Raw genomic sequence first — 18,830 nt, 5'->3', positions numbered from 1 at the left:
TCTTCTCAATTGAAATGATTTTAGAATACAACCATTGGAGGATGAAATGATAGAAAACTATAAAGCAGTATATGAGGGCGCAGAGGCAGAGATTATAGAAAAGAAATCCAGATTTATCGCCACAGTATTTCCAGTTGAATCAGAAGAGCAGGCAATCGCCCTGATTGAAGCAACGAAGAAAAAATACTGGAATGCAAATCATAACTGTTTTGCATATATAATAGGAAAGAATCAAGAAATTCAGCGTTGTAGTGATGATGGTGAACCAAGTCAAACCGCTGGAAGACCGATGCTTGATGTGTTACTTTTAGAAGGAATTCACAATACCTTAGTCATTGTAACCAGATACTTTGGTGGAACATTACTTGGTACGGGGGGGCTTGTTAGAGCGTATTCAAAGGCAGTACAAGAGGGGCTGGCGAATTCGTTGATTGCCAATAAGTGTCTAGCGACGAAGCTTTGTATAGAAACAGACTATAATGGAATCGGAAAGATTCAGTATCTACTTGGGCAAAGAAAAATAAATACCCTATCCAGTGAATACACCGATAGGGTAGAAATAACTGTATTAGTACCAATAAGTGAAAAGGAAGGCCTGATAAAAGCGATAATCGAAGCTACAAATGGTAAGGCCTTCCTTGAGGAACTGGAAGATATCTATTTTGCAATCATTAAGGATGAGGTTATTTGTTTTGTGGATTAATATCTTTAGAAAACATCCAATCAAGAATGCTTTGAATGTCTTTGTCCCAATAATCCCAATTATGTCCTCCTTCACTTTCTTGATACACAAAGGAAGCACCTTTTTGCTCTAACTTTTCTTTGACCGAACGATTCATTTCATATAAAAAATCTTCGGTTCCGCAGGATTGATACAAGTCTGGTACAATTCCAGTTGAAAGACAATTGTCATATAACTTAAACAAATCGGCTTGACTACCAGCAAGTTTGTCTGGTTCTTCAAAAACATTCGTCCATTGAAAAGGAGCAGAAATGGCACCTTTCATGTTTTCTTCGTAGGTTTTGGCAATGTCTAATGCACCAGACATACTAGCTGCCTTAGCATAAAGGTTAGGATTTGATAAAGCCAGATACCAAGCACCGTAACCACCCATGGAAAAGCCAGCTACGAAGGTATCTTCACGTTTGTCTGAGATAGGAAAAATGCTTTTGATAAAAGCGGGCAATTCCTTGGTGAAAAAGGTAGCATATGCATTTCCATGTTTCATATCCTGATAACAGCTATTATCTGCAGAGGCCATGACAAGTGCACAGCAGTGTTTTTGTGCATAACGCTCTACATTACTAAAACGTAGCCAGGAACTATAGTTGCCATAAGCACCATGAAGAAGATAGACAACTGGAAGTCCTTCTTCATAGCGATAGTGCTTTTTTACTTCTTCATTTGTAATTTGCTCATTCCCTTCAGGAGTTGGAATTACAATATTTATGGTAATATTATGTTGCAAAGTATAGCTATAATAATTACAAGTCATTGATGCCATTGTGATACCTCCTAATAAACGTTTACATTCCAAGTATATCAAATTGTTCAAAAGAAACAGTCACATGGTAGTCTTCTTTTGGATTTTCAAATTTTATAAGCACAGACCGTAAGCTTTGGCTGTAATACCAACCACTTTTGGCAGCTTCAAATTTTGAGCGGTGAAGAAAGTGTTTTAGTGGTTCTTCGTTTAACTGCACCCAATAAGGAGATTTTTCCGTGTGAATCATATCAAGAAGCACAGTTTTTATTTTGGTCGTGTAACTTCCCTCTCGTTTCACGCAAACACTTACTTTTTCACCAGCCTTCATTTGGATGTGTTCCTTTAAAAATGCTCCATTTGCATAATCCATTGTGATTCCATCATCTTCGTATAAGGTAAATTCTCCATCCTTATCAGGACACATAATGAAATGAAGATCGGTTACATGATCTTGATGGAGGTTATACATCTGATTATCTGCAATTGGAATAATAGCACCAGCTTTAATAAACATCGGTATGTCAGCTAGTGTGACTGGTATCTGGACGGTTTGTCCACCTGTTAATTGCTTGCGGCTATGATAATCATAAAAGGTTTCTCCTTTTGGAAGATATACTTCGCGAATGGATTGGCCTTTTTCTACCACGTTTGCAATAAGTAGGTGGTCTCCAACCATAAAGTCAATACCATTTTCATAACAATTTTCATCGTCTTGAAAAGCAGCAATCATAGGTTGTATAATCGGAAGCCCTGTTTCATGCGCACGAACCATAAGGGAATAAAGATATGGAATTAATCGATAGCGAAATTGAATGGCTTCTTTAATGTATTTCTTACAATCAGAGTACATCCAAGCTTCCGTAACGGTATTATCAATGTTTGTAGAATGAATGGAAAAACGAGGTTGAAAAATACCATTTTGTACCCATCTTACAAATAATTCTGGTTCAGGCGCTGGGCCATAAAATCCACCAATATCACAACCATAATTTGTGACTCCACATAAGCTCATTCCAAGTATGGTGGAAATGTTATATTTTAGCGAATCCCAGCTGGTGTAATTATCGCCAGCCCATGTCTGTGCATAACGTTGTATTCCTGCATGCCCAGAGCGACACACAATAAAAGGTCTTATATTTTTTGAAGTTTCTAAAATAGCTTCTTCTGTGATATGACACATTATGTTTGACATTACAGACTTTAACTGTCCAATAGTTCCGCCCATTTCTTCATAATCACAAATAGCATCCTTATCGACAATACTGTCATATTCGCAGTTATCGTTCCAAACGCTTGTTACACCAAAATCTAAAACATGTTCTTTTAGGTATTTTTTCCATACCTGGCGAGTATGCTTGGAGGTAAAGTCTGCAAAAAGTCCCTTTCCTCCCCACCAAGTTCCAATACATTCTTTTTGACCTTGGCTGTCCTTTACAAAGATGCCTTCTTGTTTTAGCTGCTCTAGATAAGGGTGTGTCAGTAAGAATCCAGGCTTTACATTTGGGGAAGTTGTGATTCCTTTTTGCTCCATCAAAGCAAAAAACTCTTTTGGATTTTTGAATCTGTCATAATTCCATGTAAACACATAGCGTTTACCTTCTATCGCGCAATACCCTGAGGAAAGTTGAAATCCATCAACTGGAATTTCCTCTTCTTTTGTTGTATCTATAAATTCTAATATGGCATCATCACAATCAGAATCTAACTCAGAGTAGTACATAGATGAGCCAAGATAACCAAGGGCATAGCGAGGTAGCATACAAGATTTTCCTGTCAAATCTGTATAGCGGCGAGTAATATCAGAAATACTTGGACCATAGATAAAGAACAAGTCAATATCTCCACCATCTGCTCGAAAGCGACTGTGTTTTTTCCAATAGTTACTATGTTCACGTCCCATGTCGAAATCACATTCATAAGTGGTATGATAGAAATAGCCAGATGCTATTTTGGTATGCTTATTACATTTGATATAAAAAGGTATATGTTTATATAAAGAATCAGTTTCCACTGGATCGTAGCCCATTGCATCCTTTGGACTCATAGACATATATTTTTTGTGTTTATTAAAGGTTCCAGATTTTTCGCCAAAACCATAAAAACAGTCTCCATCAAAAATTTCACTCGTATGAATACATCTGTGATTGGAATCCTCAAGGTATCCAAGGTCGACAATATCGGCATGTAAGTAATTTCCAAATAAGTCTTTAATGCAGATGCGAAATGGTTCTTTGTCAATTTCAATAAGAAGTTTACTTCCTTGTATTAAAATTTGGGTTGCAGTTTCTTGAACAGATGATTGTGCAGGTGTAATCTTTTTGCGTCTCTCCCCTAAAAATGGATCCATCATATCTTCCCAAGCAGTCATGACTAAACTATAAGAAGCCTCTTCAAAATTACGATGAAAGCCTGCCCTAATTCGAATGATATCATCAGTTAGAAAAAGAATTCGTATTGGTGCACCATCAGTTATAAGAGTATAAAAAGAATCATGTTGTAATAAATTAATTACTTGGTTGCAGGTTTTCAAAATATTACCTCCTTACATTTCAATGATTGATGTTTTTATTATATCGAGATAAGAGTCTAAGTACTATTCAAATCATGACGGATTACGAGATGCATTCTACATATCTTGCTATTTTCAAAATTTATATCAAAATATTGTTTATAATGACATGTGTATAAGCAGGAAATGACAATAATTTAGTAGTTTTGTATTGTTATATGAGATATTTATAATATTTCTTGTGTTATAATGGATAAAAATTATGAAGGAGAGAATGAAAATGAAAAATTTTGAACAAAAAATATTTCCATATTTATTGTTGCTTCCAACAATTGCTATATTTGGAGTGTTTCTTTTTTATCCAGCAGTCAATGGACTATGGATTTCATTTACAAAGTGGGATGGAATTAACCCACAAAAGTTTATAGGGTTAAAAAACTATGTTGATTTACTAAGTGATGAAAGCTTTTGGAGGGCCTTTCTTAATACTGTGGTTTTTACCGTAATAACGGTACCTGCCATTTATGTTTCAGCCCTATTTTTGGCATTGCTTTTAACACAAAATATAAAGGGAAGTTCCTTCTTTCGTGCCGCTTTTTATTGGCCAACTATGGTTTCCACCATTATAGTAGGACTAAGCTGGCGCTTCTTATTAGGAGAAGATTTTGGTATTATCAATTATTTACTTACAGCAATGGGGAGGTCTCCAGTTAAATGGCTAACCAATCCAAGGGCAGCTATGGGGGTTATCATTTTCGTAACAACATGGAGTCTTGCAGGATACTATATGGTTATGTTTATAGCGGGAATTAAATCAATCTCAGAGACTTATTATGAAGCAGCCAAAATTGATGGAGCAGGGTTTGTACAACAATTTCGCTATATCACGCTTCCACTATTAAAGCCTACTACGTTGTTAGTAATTGTATTATCAACGGTAACAGTCATAAAGACGTATCCACTTGTTTTTGCACTGACGCAAGGTGGACCTGCTGGTGCAACAAAGTTAATGGTACAGTTAATTCAAGAAACAGGGTTTGATAAAAACAAAATGGGATATGCTAGCGCAATGACAATGTTTCTTTTTATCATATTGGCAGTTCTTACAACGATACAGTTTAAATTAAATCAAGGAGGAGAACAGGATGAAAACTAAAACCTGGAAAGATAGAAGCAAATCCGTATTACTAGCGTTGATACTATTTGCATTAACTTTTTTATTTGTTATGCCAATCGTATGGATTATTTTTTCCTCTTTTAAGAGCGCGGGAGAATTATTTAAATGGCCACCAAGTTTATTGGGAAAGAATCCATCCCTAAGTAACTATTCAAAGGCACTGAGTGAAGGTAACTTTGTCGTTTATTTCTTTAATACTGTTTTTACGAGTGTAGTTGCAACGATACTAACAGTGGTGGTAAATGTAATGTCTGGTTACGCATTTGCAAAATATCGATTTAAAGGGCAAACCATTCTTTTTGGAATTGTTCTTGCAACACTTATGATTCCCCTTGAAGTAATTATGATACCTGTATTTAAAGTAATTGTAGCTACAAAATTATACAATAACTTATGGGGATTAATTATTCCAGCAGTAGCATCGCCAACCGCAGTATTTTTGGTAAGACAGTACTACACTGGAATTCCAAGTGCCTATATGGAGGCAGCAAGAATTGATGGGGCATCAGAATTTTATATTTTTACAAAAATTATGCTTCCAATGGCTAAGCCGATTATATCAGTATTATGTATTTTCTCCTTTATGTGGAGATGGAATGATTATTTATGGCCAAAGCTTGTTATCAATAGCAAATCAAAATACACGTTACAGTTAGCACTTGCTAATTTCTCAGGAGAATATTCAGTTGACTGGAACAGCCTATTAGCTATGTCTGTCATCTCAATGATACCTGTAATCGTCGTATTTATTTCTTTACAAAAGTATATTATTGGTGGAATGACAACAGGTGGCGTAAAAGAATAAAAGTAAGGAGGAGCAAAACGTATGAAATATATCGAATACCCATTGTATGCAGAAGGATATGTGAATCATTTCCTTACTACTGGGGTTTACACACAAGTTCAACAATTTGAAAAAGCTACCTTAAGTGGAAGGGTAAATGAGTGGTTAAAAAAGGGCTTTTCCATTCATGAAAATCCTTGTAGAAAGGAATTTATTGCAAAAAGGCAGGCAGATCTCCCACCATACCTTGACTTAAGTATGTATGAAATGGGAGAAGAAGTAGAAGTATTTGGAGAAAAGAAGCCCCTTAAATTCTATGCTCCTTTTGGCAACATAGCACTGGAGGAATCTGGTTTTTATTATAAGCCAACTTACTTAAGAACTTATAGCTATGCAGTGATTCAGGCGCAAAAGAATGAAACGGTGGAATTCGAACTAACCACATGTGGTGGAATGACATTATGGGTAAATGATGAATTGGTTACTGATTTTATTCCTTTTACTAGAAATATGGTAAAAAGTACCCGTGTTTTGGTAAAAGTAAAAAAAGGAGAAAATAAGTTTGTTATTTGTCTTGATGATTTAGCAGAACGAGATACCGATTATTATTTTCGCTTAAGAAGAATTGGAAAAGCTAAGCTTACGGTTTTAATTCCAGTTTCAGATGAAGTAAGAACAGAGATAGTAACTAAAACAGAGAAGATGCTAGATAATATCTGTTTTGAAAAGGAAGCTTATATAAGTGAACCAGTAAAGCTTTTAATGAATAACTTTAGTGTTAGGCCAGTTGATTTTCGTTTGACCATAACTCCAGGTGAGTTTATTGAAAAGATGGAAAAAAGCTTTAAGTTAATTCAGCATCGAGACTACCAACTTAGACCTGATCAGCAAATGATACCTCTATTACACAGTGATGAACTTATACCTGGTTATTATTATTTTAGTGTAGAGGTCGATGTAGATGGTATTATTCTAAAAAGAAAGATTGGAACACAATTGGTTCGCAAAGAGTTTTTAGGCTATCACGAAGAAAAGCTTGCTGATCGAAAAAGACATGCACTTGAGACAGTAATACAGTACGGGGTCAATAATGTATATAAAGCAGCGGCACTTTTTAAACTCGAGAGAGATTTAAAGTGGGCAGAAGAAATCATTTTAGAGGAGTTAGAAGGGGTACGTCAAAGAAAAGATTGCTGTGATTTTCATTTTGTTATTATTCTTTATATTTATAAAACGTTTCATGGGTTGTTGTCCGTTCGCCTTAAGAGTGAGATAGAAGATGCAATGCAAGGTTTTCGTTATTGGATTGATGAACCAGGAGATGATGTTATGTGGTTTTTTAGTGAAAATCATGCACTGTTGTTTCATGTATGCCAGTACTTAGCAGGACAATATCTTCCAGAGAGAATATTTACCAATAGCAATCGATTGGGACGAGAAGTAGAAAAAAGTGGATCCAAGCTTTTAGATGCATGGTTTGAAGAATTTTTTAAAGAATTTATTACAGAGTGGAATTCAAATGCTTATATACCTGTTGATGTATTAGGGCTTGGAACGCTTTACAATTTAACAGATAAAGAGAGTGATTTGCATAAGAAAGCCAAAAAGGCACTTGATATGATCTTTTATGCACTAAGTATCAATGAGCACAAAGGAGCTATCATGACAAGTTTTGGCAGAAGTTATGAAAAAGAGCTAAAAGGTAATTACAATGCAGGTACGACCAGTCTATTATATGTTGCGTATAATGCAGGTTATTTAAACCGTGCGGTAATTGGATATATTTCCTTGGTATTAGGCGATTACGAAGCACCAAAAGAGTATGAAAAATATATGAAGCTTACAGGGAACCAACAATTGATACATCAAAATACACAAGGCTTTGAACAACACGTTAACTTATATTTATATAAGAATGCAGATGTATTGCTTTCAACCGCGGTTGGATTCAAACCTTACCAACCAGGATATCAAGAGCATATTGTACAGGCAACGATTAACGAAACTGCACAGGTATTTATTAATCACCCAGGAGAATCTCATACCTATGGAAGTGGAAGGCCTAATTTCTGGGCAGGAAATGGAGTGCTACCACTTGCAGTTCAACACAAAAATACAAGTATTTTAAGATATAAAATAGGCGAAGAAAATCGAATTGATTATACGCATGCTTATATTCCACTGTGTGAATTTGACCGCTATATTGGAGAAAAGAATGTAATTGTACTAGAAAAAGATGGAGCTTATATCGGTGTGTATGCTCATAATGGACTCTCCATTCAAGAAACGGGGCCATGTAAGTACAAGGAGTTTATAAGTCATGGTAGAGAGAATGTATGGGTGCTTAAAGTAGAAAGAAGTTGTAATTACGAAAATCTTGATGATTTCTTTAAAGAATTTAAGACGTTAAAGGTTAGTGTGAAAGAAAACGTAACCGTTTTACAAGAAAATAAAGATACTTACTTGCTAGAGGATAATAATGAATTTTATGTCAATGGACAAACGGTTTACCAATATCCACTCACCGTGCAAGGATTGATAGATTGGGAGGAATAAGACATAATGATGAGTCGTCAGAAAATAGATGAATTACTAAATTTAGTATCGGACAAAATGATGTCCTTAAAAAACAATGGAATGGAGGAAAAGTTCCCGATTAGTTTAATTGACATTGATTGTTGGGAATGGCCTCAAGGGGTTGGTATATTTGGCCTTTACAAATATTATCAAATTAGTGGTAAGAAAGAAATATTAGATTTTTTGATAAGCTGGTTTGATGAACGATTGAAAGAGGGAATCTTAGAACGCAATGTTAATACGACTGCACCAATGCTTACTTTAACGTATTTGTATGAAGAGACAAAGAAAGCAGAATACTTAGTATTAATAGAAGACTGGGTAGACTGGATTATGAAGGATAAAAAGCTGATTCGAACAGGTGATGACTGCTTCCAGCATATGATTACAGGTGATCCTAATGACGGTGAAATATTAATTGATACTATTTTTATGACTCTCTTGTTCTTATATCGTGCAAGTAAAATTCTAAACCGTGAGGACTGTAAAGCAGAAGCCAATTATCAGATTCTAAATCATATCAAATATTTATTAAACAAAGAAGAAGGTCTTTTCTATCACGGCTTTAACTTTAATAGGAATAACAATTATGGAAAAGTGATGTGGGGAAGAGGAAATAGCTGGTATACCATAGCAATAATGGAAATTATTCAAGACGTGGAAATAGAGGAATCAGTAAAAAGATACTTCTTAACAGTTTATACCAATCAGGTAAAAGCCTTGAAAAAATATAGCGATAATAATACGGGACTTTGGCATACTGTAATTGATGATGAAAGCTCATATATTGAAATATCTGCCAGTGCAGCATTCTTATGTGGAATTATGAAAGGCGTACGACTTGGAATATTACCAAAAGAGGAATACGTTGAATTTATACAAAAATCGCTGGATCATATTGTTGATTATATATTAGAGGATGGGACAGTTACACAGGTTTCATATGGAACTCCAATTGGAGAATCAAAGGAATTTTACAAAGAAATTCCATGCTGTCCAATGACATATGGACAGGCACTTATGATTTTATTGCTGCAAGAAGCATTGATGGATTTTTGGCACTAGAAAGGTGTGTTTTTCATGAAAGAAAGGGTATTTTTTGAGGAATTTGATTCTTTATATTATTTTCATGGTTCGACGCAAAGTTGGGCTATGCAAGGATTTCATTTTCACAAGCAATATGAGATTATATTGTTTCTTAGCGATGGAGCGTTGTTAGAAATTGGGAATCGTTCCTACAATGTTAAGGCAGGAGATGTCTTTCTTTTGAATAATAAGGAGTATCATAGGACGAGTGGGGCAGTGGGAAAGCCTCATAACCGATATGTTCTTATGTTTGATCCAGAAATCTTTCTTGCGGGATGTTCAGAAACGTTTGGTTATGAATTCGATTTATTTTTTGAACGCAGGCCAGAGAATTTTGTACATAGATTGCATCTATCGGAAGAAAATCTAAGTAAGATAGAGAAGCTCTTTCTAAATATTGAAAGAGAAATCAATGAAGGGGAAGAAAAAGAAGAGCAAGTAAAGCTTAGACTGGCTATTTTAAACCTGATCGTTGAGCTAAACGAAATGTACCGTTTCTTTTTAAAAGAGCAAAAAGATACCAGTAGCGAAAATAAAATACGAAAAACAGAATTTAAAGATCCTATTTTGTATCGCAACAGAATCGAACAAATTAAGAAGTACATTGTAGAACATGTGAATGAGAAACTAGAGCTAGATGATATAGCAAAAGAGTTTTATATGAATCGGTATTATCTAAGCCATTATTTTAAAAAGGAGACAGGGTTTACCTTACAACAGTACATCACGAATCGTAAAGTGGTAGAAGCAAAGGCGAAATTAAAAAGCGGTTATTCCGTCACAGAAATTGCGGCACAGCTTTCTTATAACAGTGACAGCCATTTTATTGCTACTTTTAAAAAGAGTACGGGAATCACTCCAAAGAAATATGCGCAAGAAAAGAAGAAAAATAGCAATAATGAATAACATTTACTGGTTTATATGTGATTTTTTATACTAAATAACTGTTAAAATGTATATACAAAACGAAAGGAGAAGAAAAATATGAAAAAAGTGATATCTATGTTACTAATAATGACCATTGTTTTGAGCACATTGACAGCTTGCGGTAAGGGAGGAGATTCCGCAGATGCAATTAAAACACTTAATGTTGTTTGGTTTACAGACGGAAAAGAAGATGTAACCTTTAAAGAACTTGCGAGTGCTTATGAAGAAACGCATGAAAACGTTAAGATTGAATTAATTGAGGTTCCTTATAGTGATTTAGAAAGTAAAATTAAAAATATGATCAACGGTGAAGAAGTACCTGCACTGGCAAGATTAACTAATTTGGGTGCTTTTAGGAATCAGCTAGTAGATTTATCAGAGTATGTATCTGATGCAGAAGCTTTTAAGAATAATTTTGGAGAAGGCTTAAAATTTGTTTATGATGATAAAATATTAGCTGCACCAATGGACGTAACAGCAAATGGATTAATCTATAATAAAACAGCTTTTGAACAAGCTGGTGTATCTGTTCCACAATCAGAGAGCGAGATTTGGACTTGGAATGAGTGGAAAGAAGCAATGAAGAAGGTTATGGAAAACAGCGATGTGAAATATGGTCTTGTATTTGATAACTCAACCCAACGTTTCAGTACCTTAATGTATCAAGCTGGTGCTAGTATGTTAAATGCTGATTTAACAGCATCCAATTTTAATACACCAGAAATGAATCGTGCAGTGAGCTTTTTCAAAGAGCTTCACGATGAAAAAATAATTCCAGATTCTGTTTGGTTAGGTTCAGAAAATCCAAATGAATTATTCCGTACAGGTCAAGTAGCAATGCATTTTGCAGGAAGCTGGATGATTGCAAACTACAAGAGCGAAATTACAGATTTTGAATGGGGTGTTACCTATTTACCAAAAGAAGCAAATCGTTCAAGTGTACCAGGTGGTAAATATTTAGCAGCATTCCAAGGATCAGGGGTTGAAAAAGAAGCAGCAGAGTTCATCGAGTGGATTTCACAGGCTGAAAACAATGCAAAATATTGTCAGGAAAATAGTTATCTATCACAGGTAAAAGGAAATGAAAAATTAAGCTATGATTATGGAGCAGAGTTCTTTGAGATTTTTGCACAAGAGTTAGCTGCAACCGGTTCACAGCCAGGTGCTGAATGGGGATACCAGGCATTTACAGGAACGGTACAAGGTGATATCAAAGAGAAATTAGCATCTGTATTAGCTGGAAATATGACGGTAGAAGCATATCTACTTGATATGGAAGGACTCATTAACGAGACACTTGCTGAATTAAAAGACGAGTAGTTAGTATCAATCATCCTCCGCAAAAGCGGAGGATGAAATTAAAAGGAGGCAAATATAAATGAGAAAAGCATTTATTTCTCCTGCAAAATATGTGCAGGGTGAAAATGAAATAGAAAACTTAGGGTATTTTGTCAAGACGTTTGGAGATTCTGCACTTTTAATAGCTCATAAAGACGATGTACTTCGAATCAAAGATAAATTAGAAAAGACTACGAATAAATTTGGAATTACATTTGTAGAAAGTAACTTTGTTGGAGAGTGCTCCAGAGAAGAAGTGAAAAGATTACAAGATTTAGCAAAAGAGAAAAATTGTGATTGTACCATTGGTTTAGGTGGAGGAAAGGCAATTGATACTGCTAAATGCGTAGCGGAAGGTGAGGCCTTGATTATTGTACCTACAATAGCTGCGACGGATGCACCAACCAGCCATTCCGCTGTATTGTATACACCAGATGGAGCATTTGACGATTATGCATATTTTAAACAAAGTCCAAGTGTTGTACTTGTAGATACTACAGTAATAGCCAATGCGCCAACTAGATTCTTGGTTGCTGGTATGGGTGATGCCTTATCCACTTATTTCGAAGCGAGAGCAAATGTAGCTTCCTTTACACGTGTCAATGCAGGACTACCATGTGGCTATCGTGAAGGCTTTTGCAAAGAAGCAACTGGAACACAGACAGCTTTTGCACTAGCAACGCTTTGTTACCAGAACTTATTAAGAGAAGGTATGAAGGCTAAAATCGCATGTGATGGCAATCAAGTAACTCCAGCACTAGAAAGTATAGTAGAGACAAATATCTTATTATCTGGAATTGGTTTTGAAAGTGGCGGATTAGCAGCAGCACATGCAATCCATGACGGGTTAACCATATTAGAAGGAACTCACAAATATTTCCATGGTGAAAAAGTTGCATTTGGAACTCTTGCACAGCTTGTATTAGAAAATGCGAAAGTAGAAGAGTTAGAAGAAGTTCTAAGTTTTTGTGTTTCTGTGGGGCTTCCAGTTTGCCTATCAGACATTGGAGTAAGCGAAATATCAGAAGACGAACTTCGTCAAGTGGCTGAAAAATCTTGTATCAAAGAAGAATCCATTCATGCAATGCCATTCCCAGTGACAGTAGAAAGTGTAATGGCAGCCATTAAAACGGCAGATGCAATTGGAAGAAAATTTAAGGAAACAGGTACGATAAACTAATTTTCGGATGCAAAGGAGCCTAAGAATATGAGAAAAATAATGAATCGTCCGGAAACTATGGTAATTGAGATGTGCAATGGAATTGCGATGGCACATCCAGAACTTGAGTTTATACAAAAATTTAAAATAATCAAAAAAAGAGAAATAAATAAAGATAAAGTTAGTTTGATTAGTGGCGGAGGAAGTGGTCACGAGCCAGCACATGCAGGATACATTGGAAAAGGAATGTTAGATGCGGCTGTGTGTGGAGACATGTTTGCTTCCCCATCTCAAGTTCAAGTATATCAAGCAATTAAAGCGACAGAGAGTAAAAAGGGAACCCTTTTAATTATAAAAAATTACAGCGGAGATTTGATGAATTTTAAAAATGCCGCTTACCTTGCTTCGGAAGATAAAATAACAGTAGATTATGTAAAAGTAGATGATGACATTGCTGTACAAGACAGCCTATACACTGTAGGAAGACGCGGTGTTGCAGGAACAGTACTAGTACACAAGATTGCAGGGGCAGCAGCAGAGAAGGGCTGGTCACTTGAAGAAGTTAAAAGTGCGGCAGAACAAGCAAATAAGAATATCAAAAGTATTGGATGTGCATTTAGCTCTTGTACAGTTCCTGCAAAAGGGACTCCAACCTTTGAAATTGCTGAAGGTGAAATGGAGTACGGTGTAGGAATTCATGGAGAGCCTGGAATTAAAAGAGAAAAAATCATTTGTGCAGATGAACTTGCAGATAGAATGGTGAATTTATTACTAAATGAGTTAGATAGAAATGAGAATGAAGAAGTGACTGTGCTTGTAAATGGATTTGGAAGTACGCCACTACAAGAACTTTATGTGTTAAACAATTCCATTGCAAGAATTTTACACGAGAAAAAGGTGCCAGTTTATCGAACTTTTGTAGGTAACTTTATGACAAGCATTGATATGTTTGGCGCATCTGTTACTCTTATGAAAATGAATCCAATGCTAAAAGAATTATTGGATGAAGAAAGTATTACCCCTGCTTTAAAAATATCTGGACCAGAACAAAGTATTCCATATACAGATATGCGTCTAATCAGCGAGGAGAATAAGGAAGTTGATTTTGGACTTTCAACAAGTAAAGAGTATGCAAAATTAAATAACGAAGCACTTACTTTACAAAACATAATTTATATGGTTGACAAAATAAGCGATTCCATTATAAAGCATGAAGTATATTTTTGCGAGTTAGATTCTCATGCTGGAGATGGCGATTTTGGTATGAGTGTAGCCAAGGGATTTAAACAGCTAAAGAGAGAATGGGTTGATATCTTAAAGAACCACACCTCTAGCATTGGTGAATTTTTAGATAGTTGTTCCATGATTATTATGGAATACTGCGGTGGGGCTTCTGGTCCTATTTGGGGATCGGCGTTTCGAAGTGCAGGTAAAAGTGCAGGTTCAAAGACAACATTAAGTATGAAAGAGTTCGCTGATTTGTTACAGGCAGCCGTAGAAGGAATTCAAAAGACGGGAGAACGTTCTTTTGGAAGAGGAGCTATTGTTGGTGATAAAACATTGATGGATGCGTTGATTCCATGTAAAGATGCATGGATGCAATCAGTAAAAGAAGGACATTCTATGAAAGAAGCTTTTTATAGAGGTGCGAAAGCAGCAGTAGAAGGTGCAGACAAAACAAAAGGAATTGTTGCACGTATGGGACGTGCTGGCACGGTAGGAGAAAGAAGTCTTGGTTATCCAGATGCAGGCGCATTTGCACTGGGAGTTATTTTTACAGAGTTAGCAAATGATCTAATAGAAGGATAAGAATAAAGGAGCAAAACAATAAAAACATATAGGTTTTGCAGGGTGTCAGCAATTTGACACCCTTATCCTTATCTAAAAGACAAGGCAAATAAATAGAAAGGAAGAAGGGGATCGTATGATTGATTATGCAGAAAAATGTATGAAAAGCGGTGCTGTATTTGCAACGGAAAGAGTTAGTGGTATAAACGATAATATGCCTACCCCACATTATCATGAATTTTATGAATTGTATTATCTAGAATCTGGGCAAAGATACCATTTTATTGATAATAATATGTATCATATTGAGGGTGGCCAGTTTCTTTTATTTGAGCCTTATATGCTGCATCATTCCTATGGTGATAAAGATGTTCCGTTTTGTAGACTCATTATTTATTTTCGAGAAGACGAAATTATTTCTGCAAACTTGAAGGAAATATTAAAGGGCTCTACGGGCGCCTATCAATTGTCAAAAGAGGAAACCCAACAGTTTTACCAACTCATGAATATGATTTATAGGGAAAAACAAAATCCACAGCAATACAGCAATGAATATTGTCAAAGCTTGCTAAATACAATGCTTATTATCTTATTTCGAAACAAACGTCAGAAAATGAAGATAGAACAAAAGAATCAGATTACTGAAATAATTTCATATATTAATGCAAATTATATGTATGATCTTTCAATTGCAGATATCGCAGGGCATTTTTATATGAGTCCCTTTTATTTGTGTAGAGAATTTAAAAAATATACAAACACAACCATTAATCAATATATCAACAAAACAAGAATCATGAATGCACAAAGAATGCTCTACTCTTCCGATGATAATATAACAAACATAAGCATTAATACAGGATTTGCAAGCGTAAGCCACTTTGGTCGCGTTTTTAAAGAGATTACTGGTTCGACGCCAACCTCGTGGAGAAAACGAAGAAAATCCTTTGAATAACGATTAATTATGCTGTGTAAAATATCGGTGAATTATGATTGGATAAAGAATCATAATAAAACACACGAGAATAAAATATCGTAAGGTATCCGCAGTAAAAGAAGTACCTAATAAAGCTTTTAAACCGTACTTGAGGAGCAAAGCAAGTAGTAAGCCTAATAATAGTTTTATTGCTTGCATAAAAGGTGCTACAGCTTGTTCTTTAAAGTTGATGTAGTGTGGTTCCACATACCAACCAAGCGAAAAGCCAAGACCTGCACCAACAGCCTTAAAACAGTCATGAAATTGTGTCAAATCAGCATTTGAAAGATTCTTTCTCATAAGTGCATATAGCAGTATAACAAACGAATAGGTACTAAGAAATAAAGCGATTTTTTTATTACTTATACTAGTTATATCATGAAGCTGATTGATGAAGAATACAAAAAATAAAGCAATACACAGTGAGGTTATTACATCTTTGGGAGTATGGTATCCCAGATACATTCGAGAAAAGCCCACTCCTAGTATAATGAGGGAAAAAACAATACGCTGCCATGTCTTTTTGGAAAGAAACGCAAGTGAGCCAAATAAAGCAGTGCTATTTTGCGTATGTCCACTTGGAAAAGAATAGCCTGTAGCTGAATCTTGCAGGGAAGAAACGGGTTGAAAACTACGGTCTAGTATCCAAGGACGTGGAATGCAAAATGTTATCTTTAAAGCTTGAACCAGTAATCCGCTGGCAAAATAAGACAGACAAATTTTACGAGCCATTTGTTTATCATAGCACCAATATAAAAAGCAAATGATTGTGATTGAAATAAATTCTTCACCCAGGTGTGTAAACATACCAAATAGCGAGGTCAATTCTGGTGTCCTATAATCTGCTAAAAATCTTAAAAAATCCATTGACGAATCTCCTTATCCATTCTATATTTTTCCATTTTAGATTATTATAACATAGATGCCATATTTAACACATAAAAAAGAACCTTTCTGTGTGTGAAAGGTTCTTTCAAAAAAATTGATTAATTTCTTGACATTCTTCTTCTCATATTTGCATCTAAGTATTTCTTACGAATACGAAGATTCTTTGGTGTAATCTCAAGTAGTTCGTCTACATCAATAAAATCAAGCGCTTCTTCAAGTGTTAATACTTTAGGCGTTGTTAAACGAAGTGCTTCATCTGCGCCTGAAGAACGCGTATTGGTAAGTTTTTTCGTCTTACATACGTTTAATTCAATATCTTCAGCCTTACCATTTTGTCCAATTACCATTCCAGCATATACCTTTTCACCAGCTCCAATGAATAAGGTTCCACGTTCTTGTGCACTATATAAACCATAAGTAATGGATTCGCCAGCTTCAAAAGCGATAAGAGAACCTTGTTTTCTATATTGAATATCTCCACGGTAAGGGCCATAGCTATCAAAAACAGTATTTAAGATACCATTTCCTTTTGTGTCTGTCATAAATTCACCACGATATCCAATTAATCCTCGAGAAGGAATTAAGAACTCAAGTCTTGTATATCCACCATTGGAAGCTCCCATTGCACGAAGTTCGCCTTTTCTCTGGCTTAATTTATCAATAACAGTTCCTGAAAATTCTTCTGGAACGTCAATGTATGCAATCTCAAGAGGCTCTAATTTTTTACCGTTTTCATCGGTGCGGTATAGAACTTCTGCTTTACTTACAGCAAACTCATAACCTTCACGACGCATATTCTCAATCAATACGGATAAATGGAGTTCACCACGTCCTGATACCTTAAAGCTATCTGCACTATCATTTTCCTCAACACGTAAACTTACATCCGTATTTAACTCTTTGAATAATCTGTCACGCAAATGTCTTGAGGTAACAAATTTACCCTCTCTACCCGCAAGAGGACTATCATTAACAATGAACTGCATTGCAATGGTAGGCTCTGAAATCTTTTGGAAAGGAATGGCAACAGGATTATCTACGGAACAAATCGTATCACCGATATGAATATCTGCAATACCTGAGATTGCCACGATAGCACCAATGGTAGCCTCTTGTACTTCTACTTTATTTAATCCGTCAAATTCGTATAATTTACTGATGCGTACCTTCTTTAGTTTGTCTGGTTCGTGATGATTTACTACAATTGCATCTTGGTTTACCTTAATGGTTCCATTATCAACCTTACCAACTCCGATACGACCAACGTATTCATTATAGTCAATCGTACTGATTAATACCTGTGCATCTGCTTCAGGGTCGCCTTCTGGTGCAGGAATGTAATCAAGAATGGTTTCAAACAGTGGAAACATATCTTTTCTTTCATCATTTAAGTCTTTGATTGCAAAGCCAGATTTGGCAGATGCAAAAACGAAAGGACAATCAAGCTGTTCATCAGATGCATCCAAATCCATAAATAATTCAAGGATTTCATCTATAACTTCTTCTGGTCTTCCTTCTGGTTTGTCTATTTTATTGATACATACGATAACGTGTAAATCTAACTCAAGCGCTTTACGAAGAACAAATTTGGTTTGTGGCATTGCCCCTTCGTAAGCATCGACAACTAAGACTACGCCATTTACCATCTTAAGAACTCGTTCTACTTCTCCACCAAAATCAGCATGTCCAGGTGTATCAACAATGTTAATCTTTGTATTTTTATAATAAACAGCAGTATTTTTTGATAAAATAGTAATACCACGTTCACGTTCAATATCGTTGGAGTCCATAACACGTTCTGCTACCGCTTGGTTTGCACGAAAAGTTCCACTTTGTTTTAAAAGTTCATCTACTAAGGTTGTCTTACCGTGGTCAACGTGGGCGATAATTGCTATATTTCTAACATCTTCTCTTTTTTGATTCATAAATCGTTAATCCTTCTTTCTAAACTCGCACTAATGGCAACTTTAACAGTTTATCATATTTTAGCGAGATTACAAGCATTTTTGTACTGGTTTTACGTTTTGTATAAAAATTTTTTAATATTTCGTTCTAAAATGGAAATAATGGGAATAAATATACTTATGGACAATATACGAGAAGAGATACTTCGTTTAAAAGAAGGGAGAAATTT

The 18,830-nt window shown here is 35.5% G+C and carries 14 protein-coding genes; 10 read left to right on the top strand and 4 right to left on the bottom strand.

Going from position 1 to position 18,830, the window contains the following annotated elements:
* Nucleotides 1-46: 46 nt before the first annotated feature.
* Nucleotides 47-703 carry a YigZ family protein gene (locus F7O84_RS11410; RefSeq protein ID WP_151145114.1) on the top strand — a complete coding sequence of 219 codons (657 nt, stop codon included), beginning with the start codon at nt 47-49 and terminating at the stop codon, nt 701-703.
* On the opposite strand, the gene F7O84_RS11405 is transcribed toward F7O84_RS11410, so the two are convergent.
* Nucleotides 684-1,505 carry an alpha/beta hydrolase gene (locus F7O84_RS11405; RefSeq protein ID WP_151145111.1) on the bottom strand — a complete coding sequence of 274 codons (822 nt, stop codon included), beginning with the start codon at nt 1,503-1,505 and terminating at the stop codon, nt 684-686. The two genes, F7O84_RS11410 and F7O84_RS11405, sit on opposite strands and share 20 nt — an antisense overlap.
* A gap of 22 nt (nt 1,506-1,527) precedes the next feature.
* Entirely contained in the window at nt 1,528-4,017 is a 2,490-nt protein-coding gene (locus F7O84_RS11400) for a glycoside hydrolase family 31 protein (RefSeq protein ID WP_151145108.1), read from the bottom strand.
* Between the two features lie 259 nt (nt 4,018-4,276).
* On the opposite strand from F7O84_RS11400, the gene F7O84_RS11395 reads away from it, so the two are divergent.
* The 9 genes from F7O84_RS11395 to F7O84_RS11355 all read left to right on the top strand — a co-directional run bounded on the left by F7O84_RS11395 (nt 4,277) and on the right by F7O84_RS11355 (nt 15,787).
* The gene (locus F7O84_RS11395) at nt 4,277-5,152 is read left to right on the top strand and encodes a carbohydrate ABC transporter permease (protein ID WP_151145105.1); all 876 of its coding nucleotides are present in this window, start codon (nt 4,277-4,279) and stop codon (nt 5,150-5,152) included.
* Nucleotides 5,142-5,978 carry a carbohydrate ABC transporter permease gene (locus F7O84_RS11390; RefSeq protein ID WP_151145102.1) on the top strand — a complete coding sequence of 279 codons (837 nt, stop codon included), beginning with the start codon at nt 5,142-5,144 and terminating at the stop codon, nt 5,976-5,978. Before F7O84_RS11395 ends, F7O84_RS11390 begins: the two co-directional genes overlap by 11 nt.
* A 21-nt stretch (nt 5,979-5,999) precedes the next feature.
* Nucleotides 6,000-8,513, top strand: a complete 2,514-nt coding sequence (locus F7O84_RS11385; RefSeq protein ID WP_151145099.1) for a hypothetical protein — start codon at nt 6,000-6,002, stop codon at nt 8,511-8,513.
* A gap of 9 nt (nt 8,514-8,522) precedes the next feature.
* The gene (locus F7O84_RS11380) at nt 8,523-9,599 is read left to right on the top strand and encodes a glycoside hydrolase family 88/105 protein (RefSeq protein ID WP_243140874.1); all 1,077 of its coding nucleotides are present in this window, start codon (nt 8,523-8,525) and stop codon (nt 9,597-9,599) included.
* Nucleotides 9,600-9,614: 15 nt separating this feature from the next.
* Complete coding sequence (locus tag F7O84_RS11375; protein WP_151145093.1) at nt 9,615-10,526, top strand: AraC family transcriptional regulator; 912 nt, start codon at nt 9,615-9,617, stop codon at nt 10,524-10,526.
* Between the two features lie 78 nt (nt 10,527-10,604).
* The gene (locus tag F7O84_RS11370; protein ID WP_151145090.1) at nt 10,605-11,867 is read left to right on the top strand and encodes an ABC transporter substrate-binding protein; all 1,263 of its coding nucleotides are present in this window, start codon (nt 10,605-10,607) and stop codon (nt 11,865-11,867) included.
* 58 nt (nt 11,868-11,925) lie between these two features.
* The gene (locus F7O84_RS11365; RefSeq protein WP_151145087.1) at nt 11,926-13,065 is read left to right on the top strand and encodes a glycerol dehydrogenase; all 1,140 of its coding nucleotides are present in this window, start codon (nt 11,926-11,928) and stop codon (nt 13,063-13,065) included.
* A gap of 27 nt (nt 13,066-13,092) precedes the next feature.
* A complete protein-coding gene (gene dhaK, locus F7O84_RS11360) occupies nt 13,093-14,853 on the top strand; it encodes a dihydroxyacetone kinase subunit DhaK (RefSeq protein WP_151145084.1) in 1,761 nt (586 codons plus the stop codon).
* A gap of 115 nt (nt 14,854-14,968) precedes the next feature.
* On the top strand, nt 14,969-15,787 hold the full coding sequence (locus F7O84_RS11355) for an AraC family transcriptional regulator (protein WP_151145081.1): 819 nt from the start codon (nt 14,969-14,971) through the stop codon (nt 15,785-15,787).
* Nucleotides 15,788-15,790: 3 nt separating this feature from the next.
* Here the strand turns inward: F7O84_RS11355 and F7O84_RS11350 are convergent, their stop codons facing one another.
* Both F7O84_RS11350 and typA read right to left on the bottom strand, forming a co-directional pair.
* Nucleotides 15,791-16,675, bottom strand: coding sequence for a phosphatase PAP2 family protein (locus F7O84_RS11350; RefSeq protein WP_151145078.1), 885 nt, complete (start codon nt 16,673-16,675; stop codon nt 15,791-15,793).
* A gap of 119 nt (nt 16,676-16,794) precedes the next feature.
* Complete coding sequence (gene typA / locus F7O84_RS11345) at nt 16,795-18,621, bottom strand: translational GTPase TypA (protein WP_151145075.1); 1,827 nt, start codon at nt 18,619-18,621, stop codon at nt 16,795-16,797.
* Between the last annotated feature and the right edge of the window lie 209 nt (nt 18,622-18,830).

The organism is Candidatus Galacturonatibacter soehngenii (assembly GCF_008830185.1).
In the GTDB taxonomy this organism is placed as follows: domain Bacteria; phylum Bacillota; class Clostridia; order Lachnospirales; family Lachnospiraceae; genus Lachnotalea; species Lachnotalea soehngenii.
The sequence above is the reverse complement of the archived record's forward strand: the minus strand, read 5'-3'. Positions and strand labels throughout refer to the sequence as shown.